Annotated in this window: 18 protein-coding genes; 8 read left to right on the forward strand and 10 right to left on the reverse strand. The window is 55.3% G+C overall.

Features of this window, described 5'->3' with window-relative positions; all coding sequences use genetic code 11:
• The first annotated feature begins 21 nt into the window (after nt 1–21).
• From UR504_RS01195 to UR504_RS01205, 3 genes are all read left to right on the forward strand, one after another.
• Nucleotides 22–906: an SDR family oxidoreductase gene (locus tag UR504_RS01195; RefSeq protein ID WP_021242539.1), complete on the forward strand. Its 885-nt coding sequence runs from the start codon at nt 22–24 to the stop codon at nt 904–906.
• A 180-nt stretch (nt 907–1,086) separates the two neighbouring features.
• Nucleotides 1,087–2,010: a LysR substrate-binding domain-containing protein gene (locus UR504_RS01200; protein WP_302234947.1), complete on the forward strand. Its 924-nt coding sequence runs from the start codon at nt 1,087–1,089 to the stop codon at nt 2,008–2,010.
• 256 nt (nt 2,011–2,266) lie between these two features.
• Nucleotides 2,267–4,648 (forward strand): glucose/quinate/shikimate family membrane-bound PQQ-dependent dehydrogenase, encoded by a 2,382-nt coding sequence (locus UR504_RS01205; RefSeq protein ID WP_320739187.1) that lies wholly within the window; start codon nt 2,267–2,269, stop codon nt 4,646–4,648.
• Nucleotides 4,649–4,751: 103 nt separating this feature from the next.
• Here the strand turns inward: UR504_RS01205 and UR504_RS01210 are convergent, their stop codons facing one another.
• From UR504_RS01210 to UR504_RS01235, 6 genes are all read right to left on the reverse strand, one after another.
• Nucleotides 4,752–6,446: a methyl-accepting chemotaxis protein gene (locus tag UR504_RS01210; RefSeq protein ID WP_320739189.1), complete on the reverse strand. Its 1,695-nt coding sequence runs from the start codon at nt 6,444–6,446 to the stop codon at nt 4,752–4,754.
• 160 nt (nt 6,447–6,606) lie between these two features.
• A complete protein-coding gene (locus UR504_RS01215; RefSeq protein ID WP_021242543.1) occupies nt 6,607–7,725 on the reverse strand; it encodes an S-(hydroxymethyl)glutathione dehydrogenase/class III alcohol dehydrogenase in 1,119 nt (372 codons plus the stop codon).
• Between the two features lie 30 nt (nt 7,726–7,755).
• Complete coding sequence (locus UR504_RS01220; protein ID WP_021242544.1) at nt 7,756–8,031, reverse strand: metal/formaldehyde-sensitive transcriptional repressor; 276 nt, start codon at nt 8,029–8,031, stop codon at nt 7,756–7,758.
• A gap of 100 nt (nt 8,032–8,131) precedes the next feature.
• Entirely contained in the window at nt 8,132–8,902 is a 771-nt protein-coding gene (locus UR504_RS01225; RefSeq protein WP_136194840.1) for an SDR family NAD(P)-dependent oxidoreductase, read from the reverse strand.
• 55 nt (nt 8,903–8,957) lie between these two features.
• Nucleotides 8,958–10,109 (reverse strand): arabinose transporter, encoded by a 1,152-nt coding sequence (locus UR504_RS01230; protein ID WP_302234945.1) that lies wholly within the window; start codon nt 10,107–10,109, stop codon nt 8,958–8,960.
• Nucleotides 10,110–10,223: 114 nt separating this feature from the next.
• Nucleotides 10,224–11,546 carry an amidohydrolase family protein gene (locus tag UR504_RS01235; protein WP_302234944.1) on the reverse strand — a complete coding sequence of 441 codons (1,323 nt, stop codon included), beginning with the start codon at nt 11,544–11,546 and terminating at the stop codon, nt 10,224–10,226.
• Nucleotides 11,547–11,715: 169 nt separating this feature from the next.
• Here UR504_RS01235 and UR504_RS01240 point away from each other — a divergent pair, with 169 nt between their 5' ends.
• A complete protein-coding gene (locus tag UR504_RS01240) occupies nt 11,716–12,621 on the forward strand; it encodes a LysR family transcriptional regulator (RefSeq protein ID WP_223582211.1) in 906 nt (301 codons plus the stop codon).
• Here the strand turns inward: UR504_RS01240 and UR504_RS01245 are convergent.
• On the reverse strand, nt 12,534–13,505 hold the full coding sequence (locus UR504_RS01245; protein ID WP_320739192.1) for a LysR family transcriptional regulator: 972 nt from the start codon (nt 13,503–13,505) through the stop codon (nt 12,534–12,536). The two genes, UR504_RS01240 and UR504_RS01245, sit on opposite strands and share 88 nt — an antisense overlap.
• Nucleotides 13,506–13,595: 90 nt before the next feature.
• On the opposite strand from UR504_RS01245, the gene UR504_RS01250 reads away from it, so the two are divergent.
• The 3 genes from UR504_RS01250 (at nt 13,596) to UR504_RS01260 (ending at nt 15,257) form a co-directional block, all read left to right on the forward strand.
• Nucleotides 13,596–14,072, forward strand: a complete 477-nt coding sequence (locus tag UR504_RS01250; protein ID WP_111964655.1) for a GNAT family N-acetyltransferase — start codon at nt 13,596–13,598, stop codon at nt 14,070–14,072.
• Between the two features lie 124 nt (nt 14,073–14,196).
• Complete coding sequence (locus UR504_RS01255) at nt 14,197–14,865, forward strand: epoxyqueuosine reductase QueH (protein WP_008502293.1); 669 nt, start codon at nt 14,197–14,199, stop codon at nt 14,863–14,865.
• Between the two features lie 119 nt (nt 14,866–14,984).
• Complete coding sequence (locus UR504_RS01260) at nt 14,985–15,257, forward strand: DUF883 family protein (RefSeq protein ID WP_023311651.1); 273 nt, start codon at nt 14,985–14,987, stop codon at nt 15,255–15,257.
• A 29-nt stretch (nt 15,258–15,286) separates the two neighbouring features.
• Here the strand turns inward: UR504_RS01260 and UR504_RS01265 are convergent, their stop codons facing one another.
• On the reverse strand, nt 15,287–16,750 hold the full coding sequence (locus UR504_RS01265) for an EAL domain-containing protein (RefSeq protein ID WP_115875016.1): 1,464 nt from the start codon (nt 16,748–16,750) through the stop codon (nt 15,287–15,289).
• 276 nt (nt 16,751–17,026) lie between these two features.
• Here UR504_RS01265 and UR504_RS01270 point away from each other — a divergent pair, with 276 nt between their 5' ends.
• Entirely contained in the window at nt 17,027–17,911 is an 885-nt protein-coding gene (locus UR504_RS01270; RefSeq protein ID WP_320739193.1) for a MarR family transcriptional regulator, read from the forward strand.
• A 35-nt stretch (nt 17,912–17,946) separates the two neighbouring features.
• Here UR504_RS01270 and UR504_RS01275 read toward each other — a convergent pair whose 3' ends face one another.
• Nucleotides 17,947–19,122, reverse strand: a complete 1,176-nt coding sequence (locus tag UR504_RS01275) for an HlyD family type I secretion periplasmic adaptor subunit (RefSeq protein WP_115875014.1) — start codon at nt 19,120–19,122, stop codon at nt 17,947–17,949.
• Entirely contained in the window at nt 19,119–21,299 is a 2,181-nt protein-coding gene (locus UR504_RS01280) for a type I secretion system permease/ATPase (protein ID WP_320739195.1), read from the reverse strand. Before UR504_RS01280 ends, UR504_RS01275 begins: the two co-directional genes overlap by 4 nt.
• Nucleotides 21,300–21,450: the final 151 nt, after the last annotated feature.

Here is a 21,450-nt window from a genome sequence, read left to right on the forward strand (position 1 = left end):
CCTTGGCTTAAGGAGTCAGCTATGAGTGATACCCAACAACGTACGAACGCTTATCCGCAGCCCCCGTTCCCGGAACAGCCACAAACGCCACCGGGACTGGCATCCGAAATGCAGCCTGTACCCGACCACGGGGAAACCAGCTACAAAGGGCATGGCCGCCTGGCCGGTAAAAAAGCGCTGATCACCGGCGGTGACTCGGGTATCGGTCGCGCAGTGGCCATCGCCTATGCCCGTGAAGGCGCTGACGTGGCGATTAACTATCTGCCTGAAGAGGAAAAAGACGCCGCGGAGGTCATCGACCTGATCAAAGCCGAAGGCCGGAACGCCGTCGCGCTGCCGGGGGACGTTCGGGACGAAACCTTCTGCCAGAACCTGGTCGAAGAAGCCGTCTCGAAGCTGGGCGGGCTGGATATTCTGGTCAACAACGCCGGTCGCCAGCAGTTCCGTGAATCCCTTGAAGAGCTGACTACCGAAGATTTTGACGCGACGTTTAAAACCAACGTATATGCCCCTTTCTGGATCACGAAGGCGGCGCTGCGGCACCTGAAGGCCTCGTCCGTTATCATTAATACCTCCTCCGTTCAGGCCGTGAAGCCAAGCCCGGTGCTGCTGGACTACGCCCAGACCAAAGCCTGTCTGGCGGTATTTACCAAATCCTTAGCCAAGCAGCTGGGTCCGAAAGGCATTCGCGTCAACGCGGTCGCTCCCGGCCCATACTGGACGGTGCTGCAGTCCAGCGGCGGCCAGCCGATGGAAAAAGTGAAGGAGTTTGGCGGCGATACGCCGCTGGGACGTCCGGGTCAGCCCGTCGAGATCGCCCCGCTGTACGTCACGCTGGCCTCGGATGAATGTTCGTTTACGTCCGGCCAGGTGTGGTGTTCTGACGGCGGTGACGGCGTAATCTAACCGCTTAACCCTTTCCCCTCAGCAATGAGCAATAAATGAACAAGGACGTTCGCTCTTATTCCCCGCCGAAAAACATGTTGTAACTCAAACAGATCAAATGTTAAAAATATTTTGCTATCAGGTTATCAAAATTAAATAACTTAACTTGTCACCCGCATCGCTCTGTTTTTAACATCGCCTATGGAAAAAAATGGTCTGTTCAGTCAGCGCATACGTTTGCGCCATTTGCATACATTTGTGGCCGTCGCTCAACAGGGAACGCTGGGGCGTGCGGCTGAAACTCTTAACCTGAGCCAGCCTGCGCTCTCAAAAACCCTCAACGAGCTTGAACAGCTAACCGGCGCCCGTCTTTTTGACCGCGGTCGGCTGGGGGCGCAGCTTACCATCGTGGGCGAACAGTTCCTTACGCACGCCGTTAAGGTGCTGGATGCGCTCAATACCGCAGGCCAGTCCCTGCACCGAAAAGAAGAACACACCAGCGAGGTCGTCCGCGTCGGGGCCTTGCCCACCGCCGCGCTCGGCATTCTTCCGCCGGTGATTGGCCAGTTCCACAAGCAGCAACGGCATACCACGATTCAGGTTGCCACCATGAATAACACCATGCTGCTCGCGGGGCTGAAATCGTGCGAGCTGGATATTGGTATCGGCCGCATGTCCGACCCTGAACTGATGGTGGGTCTCAATTACGAACTGCTGTTCCTGGAGTCCCTGAAGCTGGTGGTTCGTCCCGATCACCCGCTGCTGCAGGACACGGTGACGTTAAGCCGCGTCATGGAGTGGCCGGTGGTGGTGTGCCCCAAAGGGACCGTCCCGCGCCAGACCGCCGAAACCTTGCTGCAAATGCAGGGGTGTACGCTGCCCTCAGGGTGTATCGAAACGCTGTCAGCCTCGCTTTCACGCCAGCTTACGCTGGATTATGACTACGTCTGGTTCGTCCCTTCCGGGGCGGTAAAAGATGATTTACGCCAGGCAACGCTGATCGCGCTGCCGATTACCTCCCCTGGCCCCGGTGAACCTATCGGCATACTGACCCGCGTCGACACCCCACTCTCAACGGGTGCGCAGACGCTGCTGAGCGCCATCCGTAAATCAATGCCGGTTTAGAACCTTTTTGCCCCTCGCCCTGACCCTCTCCCCTCAGGGGCGAGGGGGTTGACCTGTGCGTTAATCAAATAATGCGGAATAAATCATTAACAATTGCTTAAAACAATTTAACAGTTTTATCATAGCGGCGAATTCACCAAATGGTTCGCAAATTATTTGATATAAACGAATTCACCGGTATTAACCATCAATCCCACCGCATTTATTACCCAACTGGTACATACCCGACACAGCGGGGGGAGCTAAGGAGACAGAAATGGCATTTGGCAGCGCGCCGCGCGGGATACCTCGTATTCTGCAGTGGCTTCTTGCCGGACTGATGATGCTCATCGGTCTGGCCGTCGGCGGGTTGGGCTTAAAGCTCGCCACCGTGGGCGGAAGTAGTTACTTCCTGATAATGGGCGTGGTAATGGTGATTGCCGCGATCCTGATTTTCCTCAACCGCACCAGCGGGATTGTGCTTTACGGCATCGCGTTTATCGCCTCGCTATTCTGGGCGGTAAGCGATGCGGGTTGGGATTTCTGGCCGCTCTTCTCCCGCCTGTTTACCTTTGCCGTACTGGCGTTCCTGTGCGCCATCGTCTGGCCCTTCCTGCGCACGGCAAACTACGCTGCACCGAACAAGACGCCCGCCTTTGGCGTCGCGGCCCTGCTCGCGGTGGCCATGCTGGCCAGCCTGGGCTGGATGTTTAAGCCTCAGACCCTCGTGGCTGCCAACGAGCCCGTTCCGGTGAAACCCGTCGCCCCTGGCGAGCAGCAAAAGAACTGGGAGCACTGGGGCAATACCACCCACGGCGACCGTTTCGCCGCGCTGGACCAGATTAACAAGCAAAACGTCCGCGATCTGAAAGTCGCGTGGGTTGCGCACACCGGCGATATTCCGCAGAGCAACGGCTCGGGTGCGGAAGATCAGAACACCCCTCTGCAGATTGGCGACACGCTGTACGTCTGTACCCCATACAGTAAAGTTGTGGCGCTGGACGTGGATTCCGGTAAAGAAAAATGGCGCTACGATTCCAAAGCCACGGCCCCTAACTGGCAGCGCTGTCGCGGTCTGGGCTATTTTGAAGACCACTCCAGCGTGACAACGTCACAGGCAGAAACGCAGCCTGCGGCATGCCCTCGCCGCCTGTTCCTGCCCACTACCGATGCCCGTCTGATTGCGATCAACGCGGATACCGGCAAGGTCTGCGACGACTTCGGCGACCATGGCACCGTGGATCTGAGCGTCGGCATGGGTGAGATTAAGCCCGGATATTATCAGCAAACCTCCACGCCGCTGGTTGCCGGGAACGTTGTCGTCGTCGGCGGTCGCGTCGCGGATAACTACTCAACCGGCGAGCCGCCGGGCGTTGTGCGCGCCTACGACGTTCACACCGGTAAGCTGGCCTGGGCGTGGGATCCGGGTAATCCGAACCTGACCGGCCTGCCGCCGGAAGGCCAGACCTACACCCGCGGTACGCCGAACGTCTGGTCAGCGATGTCTTACGACGCCAAACTGAATCTAATCTACCTGCCAACCGGCAACGCCACGCCAGACTTCTGGGCGGGAGAGCGTACCGCGCTGGACGATAAGTACAGTTCATCCATCGTCGCCGTCGACGCGGCCACCGGTCAGGTTCGCTGGCATTTCCAGACTACCCACCACGACCTGTGGGACTTCGACCTGCCTTCCCAGCCGCTGCTGTACGACCTGCCTGACGGTAAGGGCGGCACCACGCCTGTGCTGGTGCAGACCAGCAAGCAGGGCATGATCTTCATGCTTAACCGCGAAACCGGTAAGCCGGTCGCGAAGGTAGAGGAACGCCCTGTCCCGGCGGGTAACGTTGAAGGTGAACGCTATTCCCCGACCCAGCCGTACTCCGTCGGCATGCCGATGATTGGCAACCAGACGCTGACCGAATCCGACATGTGGGGCGCGACGCCTGTCGACCTGCTGCTGTGCCGCATTCAGTTTAAAGAGATGCGTCATCAGGGCGTCTTCACCCCTCCTGGTCTCGATCGTTCCCTGCAGTTCCCTGGCTCACTCGGCGGGATGAACTGGGGCAGCGTCTCAGTTGACCCGAACAACAGCCTGATGTTCGTCAACGATATGCGCCTGGGTCTGGCAAACTATATGGTGCCGCGCGCGAACGTGGCGAAAAATGCCAGCGGCATTGAGATGGGGATAGTTCCAATGGACGGCACGCCGTTCGGCGCGATGCGTGAACGCTTCCTGTCGCCGCTGGGTATTCCGTGCCAGAAGCCACCGTTTGGCACCATGTCAGCCGTTGACCTGAAAACCGGCAAGCTGGTGTGGCAGGTTCCTGTCGGCACGGTGGAAGATACCGGCCCGCTGGGCATTCGCATGCACATGCCAATACCGATCGGTATGCCGACCCTGGGCGCGTCGCTCTCTACCCAGTCCGGCCTGCTGTTCTTTGCCGGTACCCAGGATTTCTACCTGCGCGCGTTTGATACCGCCACCGGGAAAGAGATCTGGAAAGACCGCCTGCCGGTTGGCAGCCAGTCCGGCCCGATGACCTACGTGTCGCCGAAAACCGGTAAGCAGTACATCATCATTAACGCCGGTGGCGCCCGCCAGTCGCCGGATCGCGGTGATTACGTTATCGCGTACGCATTACCCGATAAGAAATAAGATGTGAAAAAGGGACCGAAAGGTCCCTTTTTTGTAGGTCAGTTTTTGTAGGTCAGTTTTTGTAGGTCGGGTAAGCGAAGCGCCACCCGACACGGCTGTCGACTCAGAACGTCTCCCAGTTGTCCCCGCTATCTGCAACCGCCAGACGTAGTGCAGCCGGTTTTACCGCTGCGGAGTTCTGCGGTTGAGTACGCCCCTGTGTCTTGCTGCTCAACCGAAATGCGCCGACCGCCTCGGTCAGACGCGCGCCCTGTTCTTCCAGAGACGCCGCCGCCGCGGAGGCTTCCTCCACCAGCGAGGCGTTCTGCTGGGTCACTTTATCCATCTCGGAAATCGCCTGGCTCACCTGCACGATACCGCGGCTCTGCTCATCGGACGCTGCGGCAATCTCCAGCATGATGTCAGTCACGCGTTTAACCGCTTCGACGATTTCATTCATAGTGTTACCGGCGGCGACAACTTCACCGGAACCCTGGTCGATCAGCGATACGGATTCGTTGATCAGGCTTTCGATCTCTTTTGCGGCATTCGCACTGCGGCTTGCCAGGGTGCGCACTTCACTTGCCACCACGGCAAATCCGCGCCCCTGCTCGCCCGCCCGCGCCGCTTCTACCGCCGCGTTAAGCGCCAGGATATTGGTCTGGAAGGCAATGCTGTTAATCACGGCGGTGATTTCAGAGATCTTCTTCGAGCTGCTGGAGATATTGCCCATGGTTTTCACCACGCCGGAAACCATCTGACCGCCGCGACTGGCCTTACCGGAGGCATCTTCCGCCAGCTTGCTGGCATGATGGGCGTTATCGGCGTTCTGCTTCACCGTCGCGGTCAGCTGTTCCATGCTGGCGGCGGTTTGCTCGATGGCGGCAGCCTGCTGCTCGGTGCGGGAAGAGAGGTCGGTGTTACCGGCAGAGATCTCGCTGGTGCCGCGGTAAATCTCCTCCGCCCCCTGACGCACGGTGCCGACCGTTTTTTCAAGCGAGTGCTGCATGGTTTGCAGATCGCGCGTCAGGCGGCCAATTTCGCTGCGCCCCGCCACGTCGTCCGGCATCGTCAGGTCGCCCTTAGCGATATTCTCGATACGTTTCGCTGCACGCTGAAGCGGATTGATTACTGTGCGGCGCAGCACGACAAAGGTCATCGCCGTCAGCACCAGCGCCAGCGCAAACGCGCCCACCATAAACATCAGGCCCAGCTGCGTGCGGCTGTGCGCCTGCGCCGTTAGCGCATTGGCACGGTCGGTACGGATTTTAATTGCCTTCAGCAGTACGGCGTTGTAAGCGTCGTCCAGCGGACGCGCCGTTTCGTTTTCATGGTTGATAATCGCCTCGAACATGCCGTTTTTGGCGAATTTCACCATCGGCTGCATGCCCGCGATATAGGCGTCATACCGGGTCTTCAGCTCCGCATCCAGCGCTGCGCCCTCGGCGGTACGCACGGCGCGATTCATGTAGGCGGTAAAGCTATCCTGAGACTGCTTAATGCGTGTTTCCGCCTCGCTGATGTTCTGCTTCATCGCATCCATCTCCGCGATTCGGCTTGCCGCACCGGCGTGGATCAGATTAATACGCGCGGTTCGCAGATGGTTTGAGCTGTTCGACAGCCCCATACGCACCTGAATTTCGGATGTGACATCCTGCTGATCGTTATCGGCCTGCAGCAGGAAATACCCTGCCAGACCCGAGCTCAAGGCAAACAGAAGAATAATGCCACCGAGAATGGAGGAAAACAGCGGAACCAGCCTGATGTGATGCAAGAAGCCCAGCTTGCGCTGCGCCAGCATCGAAGTAGTGTTGTCCATGACCGTCGACTCTCTTGTAGGTAAGATGCGTAAAAACACGCCTGTTAAATAGTCATCGGCACGGCAGAGATTTAGATTACGGCTAAAAACGCCGCACTGGTCACACTTTAGAGAAGATTATTAAAGAAATGCCAGCGGCGAAAAACCGCTGGCAGAAGAGTTACTTGTCGCCGAAATGGATAACGGTACGGATGGATTTTCCTTCGTGCATCAAATCGAACGCCTCGTTAATCTGCTCCAGCGGTAAGCGGTGGGTAATGAACGGATCGAGCTGAATCTTGCCGACCATAGCATCTTCAACCATACCCGGAAGCTGTGTACGCCCCTTCACGCCGCCAAACGCGGAACCGCGCCATACGCGCCCGGTGACCAGCTGGAATGGACGGGTTTTAATCTCCTGGCCTGCTCCGGCCACGCCAATAATGATGCTCTCGCCCCAGCCTTTGTGGCAGCACTCCAGCGCGGAACGCATCACGTTGACGTTGCCGATACACTCGAAGCTGAAGTCCACGCCGCCGTCGGTCATCTCAACGATGACGTCCTGAATCGGCTTCTCGTGATCTTTCGGGTTCACGAAATCGGTCGCGCCCATTTCACCCGCCAGCCTGAATTTCTCCGGGTTGGTGTCGACCGCGATGATACGACCGGCTTTCGCCTGAACCGCACCCTGAATCACCGCCAGACCAATGCCGCCGAGACCGAACACCGCCACGGTATCGCCCTCTTTAACTTTTGCCGTGTTGTGCACCGCGCCGATGCCGGTGGTTACGCCGCAGCCCAGCAGGCAGACTTTGTCCAGCGGCGCCTGCGGGTTCACCTTCGCCAGCGAGATCTCCGCGCAAACGGTGTATTCGCTGAAGGTGCTGGTGCCCATGTAGTGATAAACCGGCTCGCCGTTATACGAGAAACGGGTGGTACCGTCCGGCATCAGCCCTTTCCCCTGAGTGGCGCGCACCGCCTGGCAGAGGTTAGTTTTGCCGGATTTACAGAACTTACACTCGCCGCATTCCGCGGTGTACAGCGGGATCACGTGATCCCCTGGCTTCAGGCTGGTCACGCCCTCGCCCACTTCCACCACAATCCCGCCGCCTTCATGACCGAGTACCGCCGGGAAAACGCCTTCCGGATCGTCGCCCGAGAGCGTAAACGCATCGGTATGACATACGCCGGTATGGGTAATTTTGATCAGCACTTCACCTTTCTTTGGCGGTGCCACGTCAATTTCAACGATTTTGAGCGGCTGGCCAGGGCCAAATGCAACTGCAGCGCGAGATTTCATATGTCTTCCCTTCTTGTCAGGTATGTGGATTTATTTTAGATAAGAGCGCAGTAAATGGCCGACTTCCGCCATGCGTACGGCACGCTGATCCGGCGTGGTTTCCCCCGCTACCAGTTCATCTTTGAGGTGAATCTCAACCATTTCGCCCATCAGGCCATTGGCAGCCCCGCGCACGGCGGCAATTTGCTGCAGGATAGCCAGACAGGGATCGCCCGACTCCAGCGCGCGTTCAAGGGCATCAACCTGGCCCCGAATGCGCCGGACGCGGGTAAGAATACGTTTTTTATCTTCGGGTGAATGCGGCATACGCCCTCCTGATACTATAGGGGGGTATGGTACATTTATTATTAATATAATGTAAACACTCTTTTTTTATAGTTAACACACATTTTGTTAACGTTACGTATTACTCCGGCAGCGCTATCCCTGAAATCTCAGTACAAATATCAATGAGACGATCCTGCAATGCCGCATTGAGAGCCTGTGGATTAGCGGCCATGCGCTTCATGTGGTAGAAATATTTGCCCGTCACATCAGCCGCAGAATCATGGCTGGCTGCGAGCCATGCCTGAGTGAGATGTGCCAGGTCCATATCGTCCGGAGCGTGCGGCCCACCCATTTTTGTCGGCACCCAGCCAGGCTCCAGGCTGTTGATCCGCACGTTACGCCAGCGACGCGCCAGAGCAAAAGCCAGCATAGCGTCATGTAATTTGCTCTCAGCATAGGCGTCAGCACCATTCCAGCGACGTTTTTGCCACAGAATATCATCCAGGTTTGCCCGGGCATGATGATGCATACCCGAACTCAGATAGACGAGGCGCTGCGGACGTTCAATCAACGCGGTAAGTATGTAAGCCGAGAGCGTGTTGATCGCGAAAACATGCGGCAGCCCGTCGCGGGTCACGCGATAGGCTTCGTTGTAGCCAACGGCAGCATTGTGGATCACGGCATCGAAATGCCCCAGGTCGTTGACGCATAAAGCCGTTTCCCTGGCACCGGCAATGGTCTCCAGGTCACCTACAACGACGGCTTCAGCCTGGGGTAAGGCGCGCAGTGCATCTTCAGCACGGTTGGCATTACGCGCGTGCAATACAACCTGATGTCCTTGTTGAACCAGCAGTTCGGCTGCCATCAGGCCGAGGCCTGTAGACGAACCGGAGATGAAAATGCGTGACATATAATTTCTCCAGATTATTGAACCGACAGCAAGGGCTACCGGCTCGGATGTTTATTCAGGATTGCTGCATGCGAGACGCGCTCGCAATCAGCGCCCCCAGCAGCGCACAGACTGCACCAGACAGATATACAGCGGCATAACTAAACTGGCCGGCGATCAGGCCAGCTACAGGCCCGGCGATTCCATAAGCGATATCCAGAAAGGCAACGAATGCGCCCATTGCACTGCCGCGGTTGGCTTGTGGAACGCGTCTTAAGGCTTCAACGCCCAGCGCGGGGAATACCAGCGCACAGCCCAACCCGGTGACCAAAGCGCCGGCAAGCGCCCCCCCTTCGTTTGAGCCCAGCCACAACATTGCCTGACCGAGAGCTTCAACCACCAGGGACCATACCGCAACGCGGTAGCCGCCCAGCCGATCTGGCAGATGCCCGAAGGCGAGGCGAACAAAAATAAAACCGAGGCCAAAGGCAGTCATTACCAGTCCAGCGTTCTGCCAGTGATGTGCTGCAAAGTACAATGAGGCAAAAGCGGTAAGCCCGGAAAGCCCGACACCCTGCAGCATCAATCCCAGACCTTCGCGCCAGATGCGCCCTACTACGCGATGGAATGGCAGCCGCGGACCTCCTGGCGATCTATATGATGTAGTACCTAATGCAATCAGCGTGGCCAATAGCGGTGAAGCAATACAGGCAATCATCGCCGTCGCGAGGCTGTAATGCTGATAAAACGCCATTCCAACAGGAGCACCGATTGAAAGTGCCGCAAACATAGCGATGCCAGTCCACGACATAGACATCCCGGCGCGCTGAGGGCCAACGGAGGCAATTGCCCATGACACGCATCCAGTCACGAACTGGCTTTCGCCAAACCCGGCCATCAGACGCCCTGCGATAACAATGCAAAGTGTGGCTGTGGGTGAAAGGTCCGTTGCTGAAGCGACCAGATAGAGTCCTCCAGCCAGCGCCGAAAGGATCGCGCCCTGAAGCGCGGAACATTTGCCGCCCTTCTGGTCGGTAATCCGTCCGGCGTAGCCGCGAGTGAGCACCGTTGCCAGGAACTGGATGCCTATTACCAGTCCCACCACGACGTTGCTAAAGCCGAGATGGCCGTGGATGAACAAAGGAATCACCGGCAACGGCAGTCCGACGGCCAGATAGCCAAAAAATAGCGCGGCGATAATGCCCGTTGCCGGGCGGGGAAGAAGCACGGGCAGAGTATTATCCTCCGCTAGCCGCTTTATGACGTGGGCTTCCATCAAATTCTCCTTGATGATACAGGCGTGAGAGAGTTGAACGGCCCGGAGTGTCGGGCCGCTCAGTTATCAAGATGCTGTAAAGAGATCGGCGTGATAGCCGCTGGCTTTGAGCAGGTAATCGCGAGAGCGGATGATCTCCGCACTCAGCGACGCCAGATCGATGCCCGTTAATTTGCCCGCACGCTTGCGCAGCTGGCCAGCCACCATCACGGTATCCACATCAGACCGTTCAATCGCCTGCACAACAGTGCCGATCGCGTTGGTAACGGGGAAAACGGCGACGCCGTTAGTACGAATCATGATAATGTCGGCCTGCTTTCCTGGCGTAAGGGTCCCAATCTGGTCCTCAAGTCCGGCCGCTCGCGCGCCATTCACAGTTGCCGCCTTAAGGACCGCCTCTGCCGTAATGGGAGATGGCACGTTCTCCTCGCAACGGAAGCGACGGTAGCGCATAGCCGATCGCTGCTGACCGAACAGCGCGTGCATTTCTCCGAACATATCGCTGCCAAACGCCGTATCCAGGTCGATGCCCAGCGCAGGGGTTAAGCCGATATCAACAGCCTGCTGGTAAGCAAAGGTTTCATCGTCGAAACCAAATAACGCATCCGAACGTGGATTGACCGTGACGTTGACCCGTGCATCGGCCAGCAGCTTCCACGTATCCTGAGGAACTCTTGAGCAGTGATTGAAGATGTTATCCGTGCCCAGTACGCCCGGTCTGGCAAACTCAGGGCCAAGGCTAGCGAGATCGCCGATGAATTCAGTCAGAATGCGCATGTCGAGCTTGCGTGCGATCTCCCACCAGGCAAGATTAAGCTGACCAAACAGACCAACCTGCACAAGGCTGTCATTTGTATTCCAGCTTCGCGACAGTCGCTCCAAATCGGCAGGCAAATGCGCCGATGGAGCTTCTTTATCCATTGCCGCACCAACCATATGTAACGCACGGATGCCGCTCTCCTTTAGAGCATCTAGTGCTGCATCAGTGTGCTCGGGGCTGCGCGAGTTGTGGCAGGCATCAATAATGGTCGTGATACCAGCGTCCAGTGAGGCAAGTGCCGTGAGCATGGTACTCAGGTACATGTCCAGTGGACGATAGTGTTTGCCCAGTTTCTCTGCGACGACATCAATGTAAGCAAAAAGATCGTCGGCGTCCGGCATCATGCGGCGCATAACCCCAAGCCACGCGTGGTGATGGGCATCAATCAGGCCGGGCATAACAATATGATCGGTGGCGTCAATCACATGGGCTTCATCCGCATGCAGATCCGGGCCGACAGCCGCTATCCGGTCGTCCTGCACAAGCACATCGCCCACGGAGAGATTGGGTACGTCAGCATCCAGGGTCAGGATGATGCCGCCTTTAAAAAGTGTGCGCATCGTTGTCATTTCATGTTCCTCAGGGTTAAGTGGTGCCGTTCGTTGCGCGGTTCGCCAGGGCGACGATCGTGAAAATTGCTCTTCGCAACGAATTGGCTGACACAATAGGTTGCGCGCCATCTTTGATAAAGGTAGCTTTATTCAAATTATATTTGCATAAAGTCAAAGGTGAGCGGGAATGAGTTTTGACGGACGGTTACTGTCAGGATTAAGCGTGTTGGCCGCGGTGGTAGAGGCGGGCAGCTTCAGCCGCGCTGGTGAGGTGCTGGGGCTGTCAGCGTCTGGCGTCAGCAGATCGATAGACAGGCTTGAAGAGAGGCTAGGCGTGCGCTTGCTGAACCGGACTACGCGTACCTTGAACCTGACGAATGAAGGTCGGGCTTTGTATGAGCGCGCCGCGCCACATCTGGAAGGTATCGAAGTTGCAGCAAGCTACGTCTCCGGTGCCGCCGTGGCTGTTCGGGGTACATTAAGGGTCAGCCTTAATCCAATATTTGCCCGACATATTTTGGCGCCGAACCTGCCGCTGTTACGCGAACGTCATCCGGAACTGGAACTGACAGTGGTCCAGCAACCGGACGTCGGGGATTTAGTGACGGAGGGAATAGATGTTGCGGTGCGTTTTGGGCCGCAACTCCCCTCGACTATTACGTCAAAATTGTTGTTAAAGACGCGCGTGCTGACGGTAGCATCACCGGCCTATCTGGAACGGCATGGGCGACCGGGGCATCCTGAAGCGTTGAAGAGTCATGAGTGCATCCAGTTTATCGATCCTCGCCGCGGTAAGCCGTTCGAATGGGAATTCCGCCGTGGTCGGGAAGTTCTGACGGTTGAAACCCGTGGCCATCTCACCACAACCGATGTCGATCTGATGGTTCAGTCCTGCGTAAGTGGCGTTGGCATTGCCCAGGTGCTTTCACTCAGCGTTGAACAGCTGATCGCTGACGGAATGCTGGTCGAAATTTTTCCGGAATGGCCGGGCGAAACCTATCCTCTCTATATCACGCGGCCTTCACGTCGACTTCCTCCCGCCGCAGTCGAAGCCTTTATGGAATTTTGCGCCAGCATTTGCAGCTCCTCCTGAAGCCAGCGCGTTGCGCCCCGCTGGCCGCTGCGCTTATGCGAGTAAATTTTCACTTCAAACGTGCGTATCGAAAACGGTAAAGCAAAAATCCTCAGGTCTGCTGCCGCAACCAGCTTCTCAGCGGCGTAACGAGGGATCGCCATCAGCAGGTCGCTTTCCGCTACGATAAACGGTGCGCTGAGCATTGACGGCGTTTTGATCGCGATTTGCCGGGTATAGCCTAGCTGCTCAAGCCGTACGTCAAGAACGCCCTGCTTCTCATTCCATGGGGTCACCACCAGATGTCGGGCCGCGAGATAATCCTCCAGCGTCAGACGCGTCCGCCGCGCGTTGCTGATGACCACATACTCATCTTCAAACCAGTCGATCTCTTCCAGTTCCGGGTGTTGGATATCATCCTGAGTGCTGAAGCCCAGCGCCAAATCCACCTCGCCCGCCAGCAGTTCCGTCAGCGCCGGACTGTGCGGCAGATAGCGCAATTCAAAGCGTAACCCAGGGGCAGTAAGCTGCAGACTGTGCATCAGAGCCGGAAAAATGCAAAGCGCGGTAAAGTCCGTTATCGCAATCTGCAGGCTCTCCGTACTGCTGGCCGCATCAAACTCCGGCTGCGGGGTCAGTTCATGATTAAGGAACGAGAGTGCGGAAGCAATCGAAGGTGCGAGCTGAGAGGCATAAACGCTGGGGGACATACGATGCCCTGCGCGGAAAAACAGCGGGTCATTCAGGCTGGCGCGCAGGCGCGACAGCGCATGGCTGAGCGCGGATGTGCTCATCGCCAGCTCGTCAGCGGCCAGCCGAACGGAACGGTGGCGGTAGATCGCGTCGAAAACGGGCAGCAGGTTTAAATCAAGCCGTCTCAGGGCCGGATGCATAATATTCATCATATGTTGATTTCATTGCACTTAATTCTTCGGACAATACTCCGTATGCTTAACGCCATCAATCAAGACGCACGCTAAAAAGCAGGAAAAACAATGAGCATCACCCTTCGTCAGGCACGCCCCGAAGATGCGGCGGCCATTTACGCCATGATTTACGAGCTGGCGGTGTATGAAAAAGCCCCGGAAGAAGTAGTTACCACGCCGGAGGAGATCCGGGAAACGCTCTTTGGCGCAGGTACAAAAACCGAAGCGTTGATCGCGGAGTGTGAAGGCAAGATCGCCGGCTATGCCGTGTTCTTCACCAGCTATTCAACCTGGCTTGGCCGCAACGGGATTTATATGGAAGACCTTTACGTTTCCCCGGAATATCGCGGTAAAGGCGCGGGAAGAGCGCTGCTGAAACATATTGCTCAGCTCGCGGTAAAACGGCAGTGTGGCCGCCTTGAATGGAGCGTGCTGGACTGGAACCAGCCCGCCATCGATTTTTATCTGAGCATTGGCGCGCTGCCGCAGTCCGAATGGGTGCGATACCGTCTTGACGGAGAAGCGTTGCTCAAATTTGCCGAATAGCGGCACGTCATACCCGAGAAGATCCCGCCCCGCGGGATCGCTCTTTCCTGCGTCGATCCCGTCTCAACAGATTCTGAATTTATGCTACCCTTCCATAAATTTCATAAACATAGTGCAGAACGTCATGACGACAGCCCCTTTTATCCGCCCTCAACTCACCTTGCCAAACGGCGCTGACAAACTGCTGCTGCACTCCTGCTGCGCCCCCTGCTCGGGTGAAGTGATGGAGGCCATCCAGGCGTCGGGCATTGAGTACACCATTTTCTTCTATAACCCCAATATCCATCCGCAAAAGGAATACCTCATTCGTAAAGAGGAGAATATACGCTTTGCGGAAAAACACGGCGTGCCGTTTGTTGATGCCGATTACGACACCGATAACTGGTTTGAACGCGCGAAAGGCATGGAATGGGAACCCGAGCGCGGCGTCCGCTGCACCATGTGCTTCGATATGCGTTTCGAGCGTACGGCGCTCTATGCGGCAGAGAATGGATTCAGCGTCATCAGCAGCTCGCTCGGGATCTCCCGCTGGAAGAACATGCAGCAGATAAACGACTGCGGCCAGCGTGCGGCCGCGCGCTATCCGGGTATGGTTTACTGGGACTATAACTGGCGCAAACAGGGCGGCTCTTCACGCATGATTGAGATCAGCAAGCGGGAACAGTTTTACCAGCAGGAATACTGCGGCTGCGTTTATTCGCTCAGAGACAGTAACCTGCACCGTAAGTCACAGGGCCGCCCGCTGATCCGCATCGGGAAACTGTTTTACGGTCAGGATGACAATGAGAAATAACGGGTTCCGGATATAGAGATATATCCGAAAACCGCCCTTTAAGGTGCCGAATTTAGCGTTGCGTCTCCCGTATCCACAAAGAACGGCTATCCTTTAATTATCAACAAAAGGAGGCAAAAATGTCTGATTTCGGTACTGATAAAAACACCCAGTTTGCTGAAGATAAAGCAAAAAATAAATTTGATGAACTAGCAGGCTCAGCGCAGCAGCAGTTTGGTGAATTCGTTGATTCACCAAAGCATCAGGTAAAAGGTGCAGCTAAAAAATATGCCGCGCAGGCCAGCGATGCCGTTTCCGATGTAACAGAAGCGGTCAGAAATAATCCCCTCACCGGCCTCGTCGCCGCGGGTGCTGTCGGTATTGTTCTCGGTCTGTTGCTGGGTCGAAAATAACAAAAGCCCCTTCGGGGCTTTATTTTTACCTAACTAAACAATCTTACCATACGGTCTAACTCTTCCTCTTTCACGGCCCGCGATAAATAATACCCCTGAAAATTCTTGACGCCCAGCGCGACTAATTTTTCAAACTTTTCTTCACTGTCAACCCCCTCGGCAATACAGTCCGTTCCGGTCATATCGCTATAAAGCTGTATCGCTTTAATCAGGTTATAGTCATTGTCGTTTGCCACAAAATGCTCAACGATGTCCCGATCCAGCTTAAGTCCATCAAAATGCACCTGGCGCACCGGGAACATGGTTTGATGATTTGAGAAGCAGTCATCCAGATACAATCGACACCCTGTATTACGTAAATGCCGCATGGTTTCAGGGATCCTTTTGTCCTTCGTTACGTCAATATCCTCTGCAAATTCAAAGACCAGCTTTTCGGCCCACTGCGGTTTGAGCAGCATATCGATGGCTTTGCGTGCCATATCAGGCAATGCATTTCCGGAAGCCAGGCGAGGCGGGATGTTCACAGAAAAATAATATTTCCCGTTATACTTATTAATACCCGAAACGGCGGCATGGATGACTAACGCTGTTATTTTTAACCATATCTCATGATTTGAGATGTCCGTGAGAAAACTGGCTGGCTTGACAATTTTACCATTTTTATTCCAGCGAATAAGTATTTCAAAACCTACGCCCTTTTTGTCACGATCGGTAATAATCTGATAGGCAGGGAAGATCTCTCTTTTAAGTAGCGCATTAAATATTTCTGTTTCCTTATCCGTGAATTCTGTTTTCTGGCGCTGATGTTTAATTCGCCCTTCCGCTTTTAAATTATGCGGATCGTGTAGCCATCGCTTAATTAAGTTTAATTTGAGCACACCCTCCTTCCGATGGGTATAAACCGTTTTATTCGACAACCCCATTCTTTCGCACATTTCTTTTACTGACATACCGCGATAGAAATTTAATAAAACATCAATCTCTCTTTTTGTTAGCCACTTTACGTTTTCCTGGGAAGAGTTATCCCGGTAACGATCGCGTAATAAGTACGAACGGTCCTTAAATACATTATGGTGCGTATGAATAAAGGTTATAATATCTGAAACGCGGGCTATACGAATCAATGATAACTGATAACTATTATTTAAAAGACTGCCCAGGGTGCGATACAGCCAGCCATCCGGTATGTCACCATACAGGGTGACACGTCTAATAACGGGAAGTGTATTGAGCACGGATGCCAGACGCTTCAGGCTTTCCAGGAGATTCACGACCCCCTTACCAAGAAAGACAACGATATGAGCATTTTGATTTATAAGGATATTTTCCATATCCCGCTCGGATATCTCATCCCCCTCAAAGTGCAGATGCGAAGCCTCTATTTCGTACTGGCTTAGGATCAGACGATATCCCTGGAACGTAAAACCGCAGGCTGAAATGACAAATTTTTGTTCATCGCACGCCCCATTTCTGTGAGAAATTTTGTGGGTCATAAACTGCTCCTGGGCACTAACGCACCTTTTCCATTTGTGAATACGTAAAATTTACCGCACCTTTTATAATCATTAATTTTACAATACAGCCACAGGGTACGAAACAATTATCAGCTGAACTCACCGGAACATCTTTGCGTTAATCACCGCGGTTTAAATATACTTTTCTTTTCAAATAACCCCGACAAACATCTCATTCTCAGGGTATAATGAAAATTCCGAAAAAGAAGACTGGATACTTCATCTATCGGTTCATTCAAATACGAGAAAAATGCTATGGATAATCATATCTCATCCAGGGCCTTGCTACATCGAAGGGATGTTATAAAGAGCAATCCGCGATTCGGTGAGGCAATATTAGAGCACTACACAATTAATGACACCATCTACAAAAAACAACCTTTGTTCTACAAGACAATGCTGCAGGAATCACGATTCAATATTATTCTCTCCATGTGTTGCTTTATTTTTGGAAATCAGGCCGAGTCAGTTTCAGAGATTAAAGAGTTATGTTCTCGCTATAAGATAGCCAGCCCTAACAGCGTTATTGCGATCATTACGATACTCAGAACCACCGGGCGCATCAGAACCTGGCGCTGCACGGAAGACCGACGTAAAACGAGAATCGCGCCAACTGAAAAAGGTCTCAATGAACTTAAGCGTTATATGTCCGGTGCTTTTTTGCCCGTCAGCATTCTTTACCCAGCATTTAACATTAATGTTAACCTGCTGGATAATGATATTTCGAGAAACAACTTTTTTCGCCGTGCGGCTGAATATCTTTTTCGGGGATTAACGTTCCGAAAGGTGCTGCCAGAAGTGGGATTATTTATCGATAAAGATGGCGGGCGTATGATTATGCTTTATCTTTACCTGCAGGCCATGAAAAACAAATCTGCCCATGGTGCCGTCATTGAATACTCAGCAAGCACGCTAGCAAAAGAATTTTTTGTTTCGCGCATTCACGTCAACCGAATTATTAAATCGGCACAAGAGGCGGGTTATCTTAAAGATCGTGGTGATGGTCGAATGTCGATATACCCGGCGTTTTTCGAACTTGTCGAAAATTATGCCGGATTATATTTTGCGTATGTTACCCATTACATCAACGTCGTACCTAAAGAGCGACGCCACGCTCAAAACATGACGTCAACCGTATAATTCACCAGGCGTTCGGTGTTCCGAACGCCCTTAACCTATCGTTCCCGCAGCGCCTCTTTTGCCTTGTTCAGCGGTTTCAACAGATAATCCAGAATGGTTTTGCTGCCGGTTTTAATGTCTACGGTAGCTATCATGCCCGGAAAGACCGGGAATTCCTGACCTTGCTTATTGGTCAGATGGTTACTGTCGGTACGGATATAGACGCGATAGTAATAAACATCTCTTTTCACCTCATCCTGCAGGGTGTCCGGCGAAATCATGGTCACTTCCCCTTCCAGCCCGCCGTAAATGGAGTAGTCATAAGCCGTCACTTTTACCAGCGCCTTCTGTCCGGGATGGATAAACGCCACATCGCGCGGCGAAATTTTCGCTTCAATCACCATCTGATCGTCAAGCGGAACCAGACTCATCAGCTTGCCGTTCGGCGGGATGACGCCTCCCACGGTCGTAACGTCGATATCCTTCACGATCCCGCGAACCGGGGCATTGAAGGTCAGCCGGGTCAGAGAGTCTTCCCGGCCCTTCATCACCGAACGCTGGGCTTCAATCTCCGCATTGGCTTTCGCCAGCTCTTCACGGGCGCGAACGTAATACTGGTTTTTCATCTCGGTGATTTTGTTCTCAAGCTCATTTTTCTGACGCTCAAGACGCAGCACCTCCACCTTGCTGGCCGCTCCCTGGGTCACCAGCGGACGGGTCAACGACAGTTCGCGCTGCACCAGCTCGGCCCCCTGACGCAAACCGGCCAGTCCTTTTTCGAGGCTTTCACGACGGGACTGGTAGAGCGCCGTTTCCTGTTTGACCAGCTCAACGTCGTCATCCAGCTCTTCCGGAAACGCGAGTTCCGTGTCGTTCACCTCGGCCTTCAGGCGCGCCGCCGTTGCCAGCGCCGCATTCAGACGAGACTCGCTCTCCAGCACGCTCGACTCGGTTTTCGTCCGGTCAAGCTGCGCGAGCTGCTGGCCGCGTTCCACAATGTCGCCTTCGCGCACCATCAGGCTGTGGATAATGCCGCCTTCCAGGGACTGAATGACCTGCTCATGCGAAGACGGTATCACCTTACCGCTGCCGGTGGTCACCTCATCCAGATGGAACAGGCTTGCCCAGGCGATAAACACCGCCAGCAGGGCAAACAGCGACCATGCCACCAGGGTAGAGCGCGGCAGGCGAGGCTCCTTCAGCCGGCTATTGAAACGAGACAAATCATTCATGCCGCGCCCTCCTCTGCAACCGCCGCCGGCTTCATGGTCACGGTGCGCTGTGCTGCTTTTTGCGGTGCCATACCGTGCTGGTGCAGGATAGCGTCGCGCGGTCCATCCATCACCACCTTGCCGTTTTCCAGCACGATGATGCGATCGACCAGGTCCAGAATCGGCAGGCGATGCGTCGCCACGACCAGCGTCCGGCGTTTACCCAGCCATTTGTGAAGATGCTGAATAAACTGCTTCTCGCTCATTTCGTCCAGCCAGGCGGTAGGCTCGTCCAGCAGCAGGATATTTGGCGAGGTGATCAGGGCGCGCGCCAGCAGCAGCGCCTGACGCTGTCCGCCGGAGAGGCCCGTTCCGCCCTCGTTGATGACGGTGTTCAGCCCCATTTTCTGCTTGCGCACAAACTCCAGCGCGCCGCTGTTGACCAGCGCCTTATGAATTTCGTCATCGGTGGCGAGCGGGTTCCCCATCAGGATGTTGTCCCGCACGGAGCCAAAGAACAGCCGGGCCTGCTGGCTAAGCAGCTGCATATCCCGACGTACATCGGCCGGGTCGAGGTGATTGAGCGCAATATCGTCCAGCAGAATGCTGCCCTGCTGCGGCTCCTGCATGCCCGCCAGAAGCTGTAACAGCGTGCTTTTCCCGGAACCATTGCGTCCAAGCACCGCCACGCGCTCCCCGGCGCGGATCTGCAGCTTGCTGATGTTGAGCACGGTGAGTTTCTCTTCCTCGTCGTAGTAAAACCCAACGTCCTCAAGCGAATAGTCGCCGCGCAGGTGGGCCTTGTGCACCTTCTTGCCGTGCTGCGGATCGTCAATCGGACGCTGCATCAGATCGTCCAGCCCCTTGCGGGCCACTTTCGCCGACTGCCAGCGCGAGAGCACGCCTGAGATCTGCGACAGCGGCGCAATGGTCCGCGACGCCAGAATCGAGGTCCCGACCAGCGCACCGGTGGTCATATCGCCGCTGATGACCAGATAACACCCCACCAGCAGCACTACCGCATAAACGATGGACTGCACCTCCTGCGTCCAGGTGAGCAGCAGGCCCGTCAGCCAGCGCTGCTTCATGCCGACGCTGGCAGCGACGTCGTTGGTATTATTCCACTGGTTCTGGAAACGCTGTTCGGCGCGCATCAGCTTGATGTCTTCAATGCCCTGCACCGCTTCCACCAGCGTCGCGTTACGGATGGCGGATTCGCGCATCCCTTCGCTGGAGAGTTTCCCCAGCGGGCGCTGTACCAGCAGGCCCGGGATGAGCAGCAGCGGCACGGCGAGCAGAACCACCAGCACCAGCGGACCGCCAATCATCCACAGAATGAAGACGAACAGCAGGAAGAACGGCAGATCGGAAATCGCCGCAATGGTGGTGGAGGTGATCAGCTCGCGCACCGACTCCAGCTCGCGGATCTGCGCGATAAACGATCCGGTTGATTTCGAGCGCGCGCCGTTTTTAATCCGCAGCGCGTGGGCAAAAACGCGTTCAGAGATACGCAGATCGGCGCGCTTGCCCACTACGTCAGAAATATGCACCCGCAGCATACGCATGATGAATTCGAACACGATGGCAATCATCACGCCGCCAAACAGCACCCACAGCGTGGCCTCCGACTGCGACGGCACCACCCTGTCGTACACCTGCATGGAGAAGACCATGCCTGAGAGCGCCAGCACGTTGGCGACCAGCGCCACCAGCATAATGTCGCTGTAGCGTCGCCAGTCCTTCAGCGCCAGCTGCCAGAACCAGTTTTTCTCGTACGGTTTGATGTAGTCATCCACGCGGGCATCCGGCGTGGATTCGAGCGGGCGCAGCACCATCAGGCCCTTTAACCGCGACCCGATCTCCTCGCGCGTCAGCGTCGTCTCCAGCCCCGCATCGCCGCTGAACTGCAGGCTGACGTTGCCTTCGTTGTCCATGCGGTTGATCACCGCAATCTGCCCGCCGGTGAATTCCGCCAGCAGCGGCAGACGCCACGGATCGAGGGATACCGCTTCCGCCGCCACCACACGCATCCCCAGCCCAAGCTGGCGCGCCATCTCCTCCAGCACCAGCTGGCGCGGAGACTGGCTTTCATGGTTAATCGTGACCCGAACATGCTCCGCGGAAAAATCCAGCCGGTAGTGCTTCGCGATGATGAGCATGCCCTGCAGCCAGGGTTCGTACTGTGGATGTGTCTTCATAAGGCTACGTCCTGTCCAGAGCGGTAATTCCGCCCTGAAATGATACCTTTACGGGATGATTAAAAAACGAACGCTTTCTAAACGAGCCCGCAAAATAATCTTGTGAAATATAGGGTTATGACTATTCGTGTAAAGAAATGCCAAAAGGCCG

Source organism: Enterobacter sp. 241F3 (assembly GCF_034106785.1).
In the GTDB taxonomy this organism is placed as follows: Bacteria; Pseudomonadota; Gammaproteobacteria; order Enterobacterales; family Enterobacteriaceae; genus Enterobacter; species Enterobacter vonholyi.

What these genes read in the sequence shown, in the direction of transcription:
- UR504_RS01195 (WP_021242539.1), top strand. Translation starts at nt 22, where the DNA reads ATGAGTGATACCCAACAACGTACGAACGCTTATCCGCAGCCCCCGTTC.
- UR504_RS01200 (WP_302234947.1), top strand. Translation starts at nt 1,087, where the DNA reads ATGGAAAAAAATGGTCTGTTCAGTCAGCGCATACGTTTGCGCCATTTG.
- UR504_RS01205 (WP_320739187.1), top strand. Translation starts at nt 2,267, where the DNA reads ATGGCATTTGGCAGCGCGCCGCGCGGGATACCTCGTATTCTGCAGTGG.
- UR504_RS01210 (WP_320739189.1), bottom strand. Translation starts at nt 6,446, where the DNA reads ATGGACAACACTACTTCGATGCTGGCGCAGCGCAAGCTGGGCTTCTTG.
- UR504_RS01215 (WP_021242543.1), bottom strand. Translation starts at nt 7,725, where the DNA reads ATGAAATCTCGCGCTGCAGTTGCATTTGGCCCTGGCCAGCCGCTCAAA.
- UR504_RS01220 (WP_021242544.1), bottom strand. Translation starts at nt 8,031, where the DNA reads ATGCCGCATTCACCCGAAGATAAAAAACGTATTCTTACCCGCGTCCGG.
- UR504_RS01225 (WP_136194840.1), bottom strand. Translation starts at nt 8,902, where the DNA reads ATGTCACGCATTTTCATCTCCGGTTCGTCTACAGGCCTCGGCCTGATG.
- UR504_RS01235 (WP_302234944.1), bottom strand. Translation starts at nt 11,546, where the DNA reads ATGACAACGATGCGCACACTTTTTAAAGGCGGCATCATCCTGACCCTG.
- UR504_RS01240 (WP_223582211.1), top strand. Translation starts at nt 11,716, where the DNA reads ATGAGTTTTGACGGACGGTTACTGTCAGGATTAAGCGTGTTGGCCGCG.
- UR504_RS01245 (WP_320739192.1), bottom strand. Translation starts at nt 13,505, where the DNA reads ATGATGAATATTATGCATCCGGCCCTGAGACGGCTTGATTTAAACCTG.
- UR504_RS01250 (WP_111964655.1), top strand. Translation starts at nt 13,596, where the DNA reads ATGAGCATCACCCTTCGTCAGGCACGCCCCGAAGATGCGGCGGCCATT.
- UR504_RS01255 (WP_008502293.1), top strand. Translation starts at nt 14,197, where the DNA reads ATGACGACAGCCCCTTTTATCCGCCCTCAACTCACCTTGCCAAACGGC.
- UR504_RS01260 (WP_023311651.1), top strand. Translation starts at nt 14,985, where the DNA reads ATGTCTGATTTCGGTACTGATAAAAACACCCAGTTTGCTGAAGATAAA.
- UR504_RS01265 (WP_115875016.1), bottom strand. Translation starts at nt 16,750, where the DNA reads ATGACCCACAAAATTTCTCACAGAAATGGGGCGTGCGATGAACAAAAA.
- UR504_RS01270 (WP_320739193.1), top strand. Translation starts at nt 17,027, where the DNA reads ATGGATAATCATATCTCATCCAGGGCCTTGCTACATCGAAGGGATGTT.
- UR504_RS01275 (WP_115875014.1), bottom strand. Translation starts at nt 19,122, where the DNA reads ATGAATGATTTGTCTCGTTTCAATAGCCGGCTGAAGGAGCCTCGCCTG.
- UR504_RS01280 (WP_320739195.1), bottom strand. Translation starts at nt 21,299, where the DNA reads ATGAAGACACATCCACAGTACGAACCCTGGCTGCAGGGCATGCTCATC.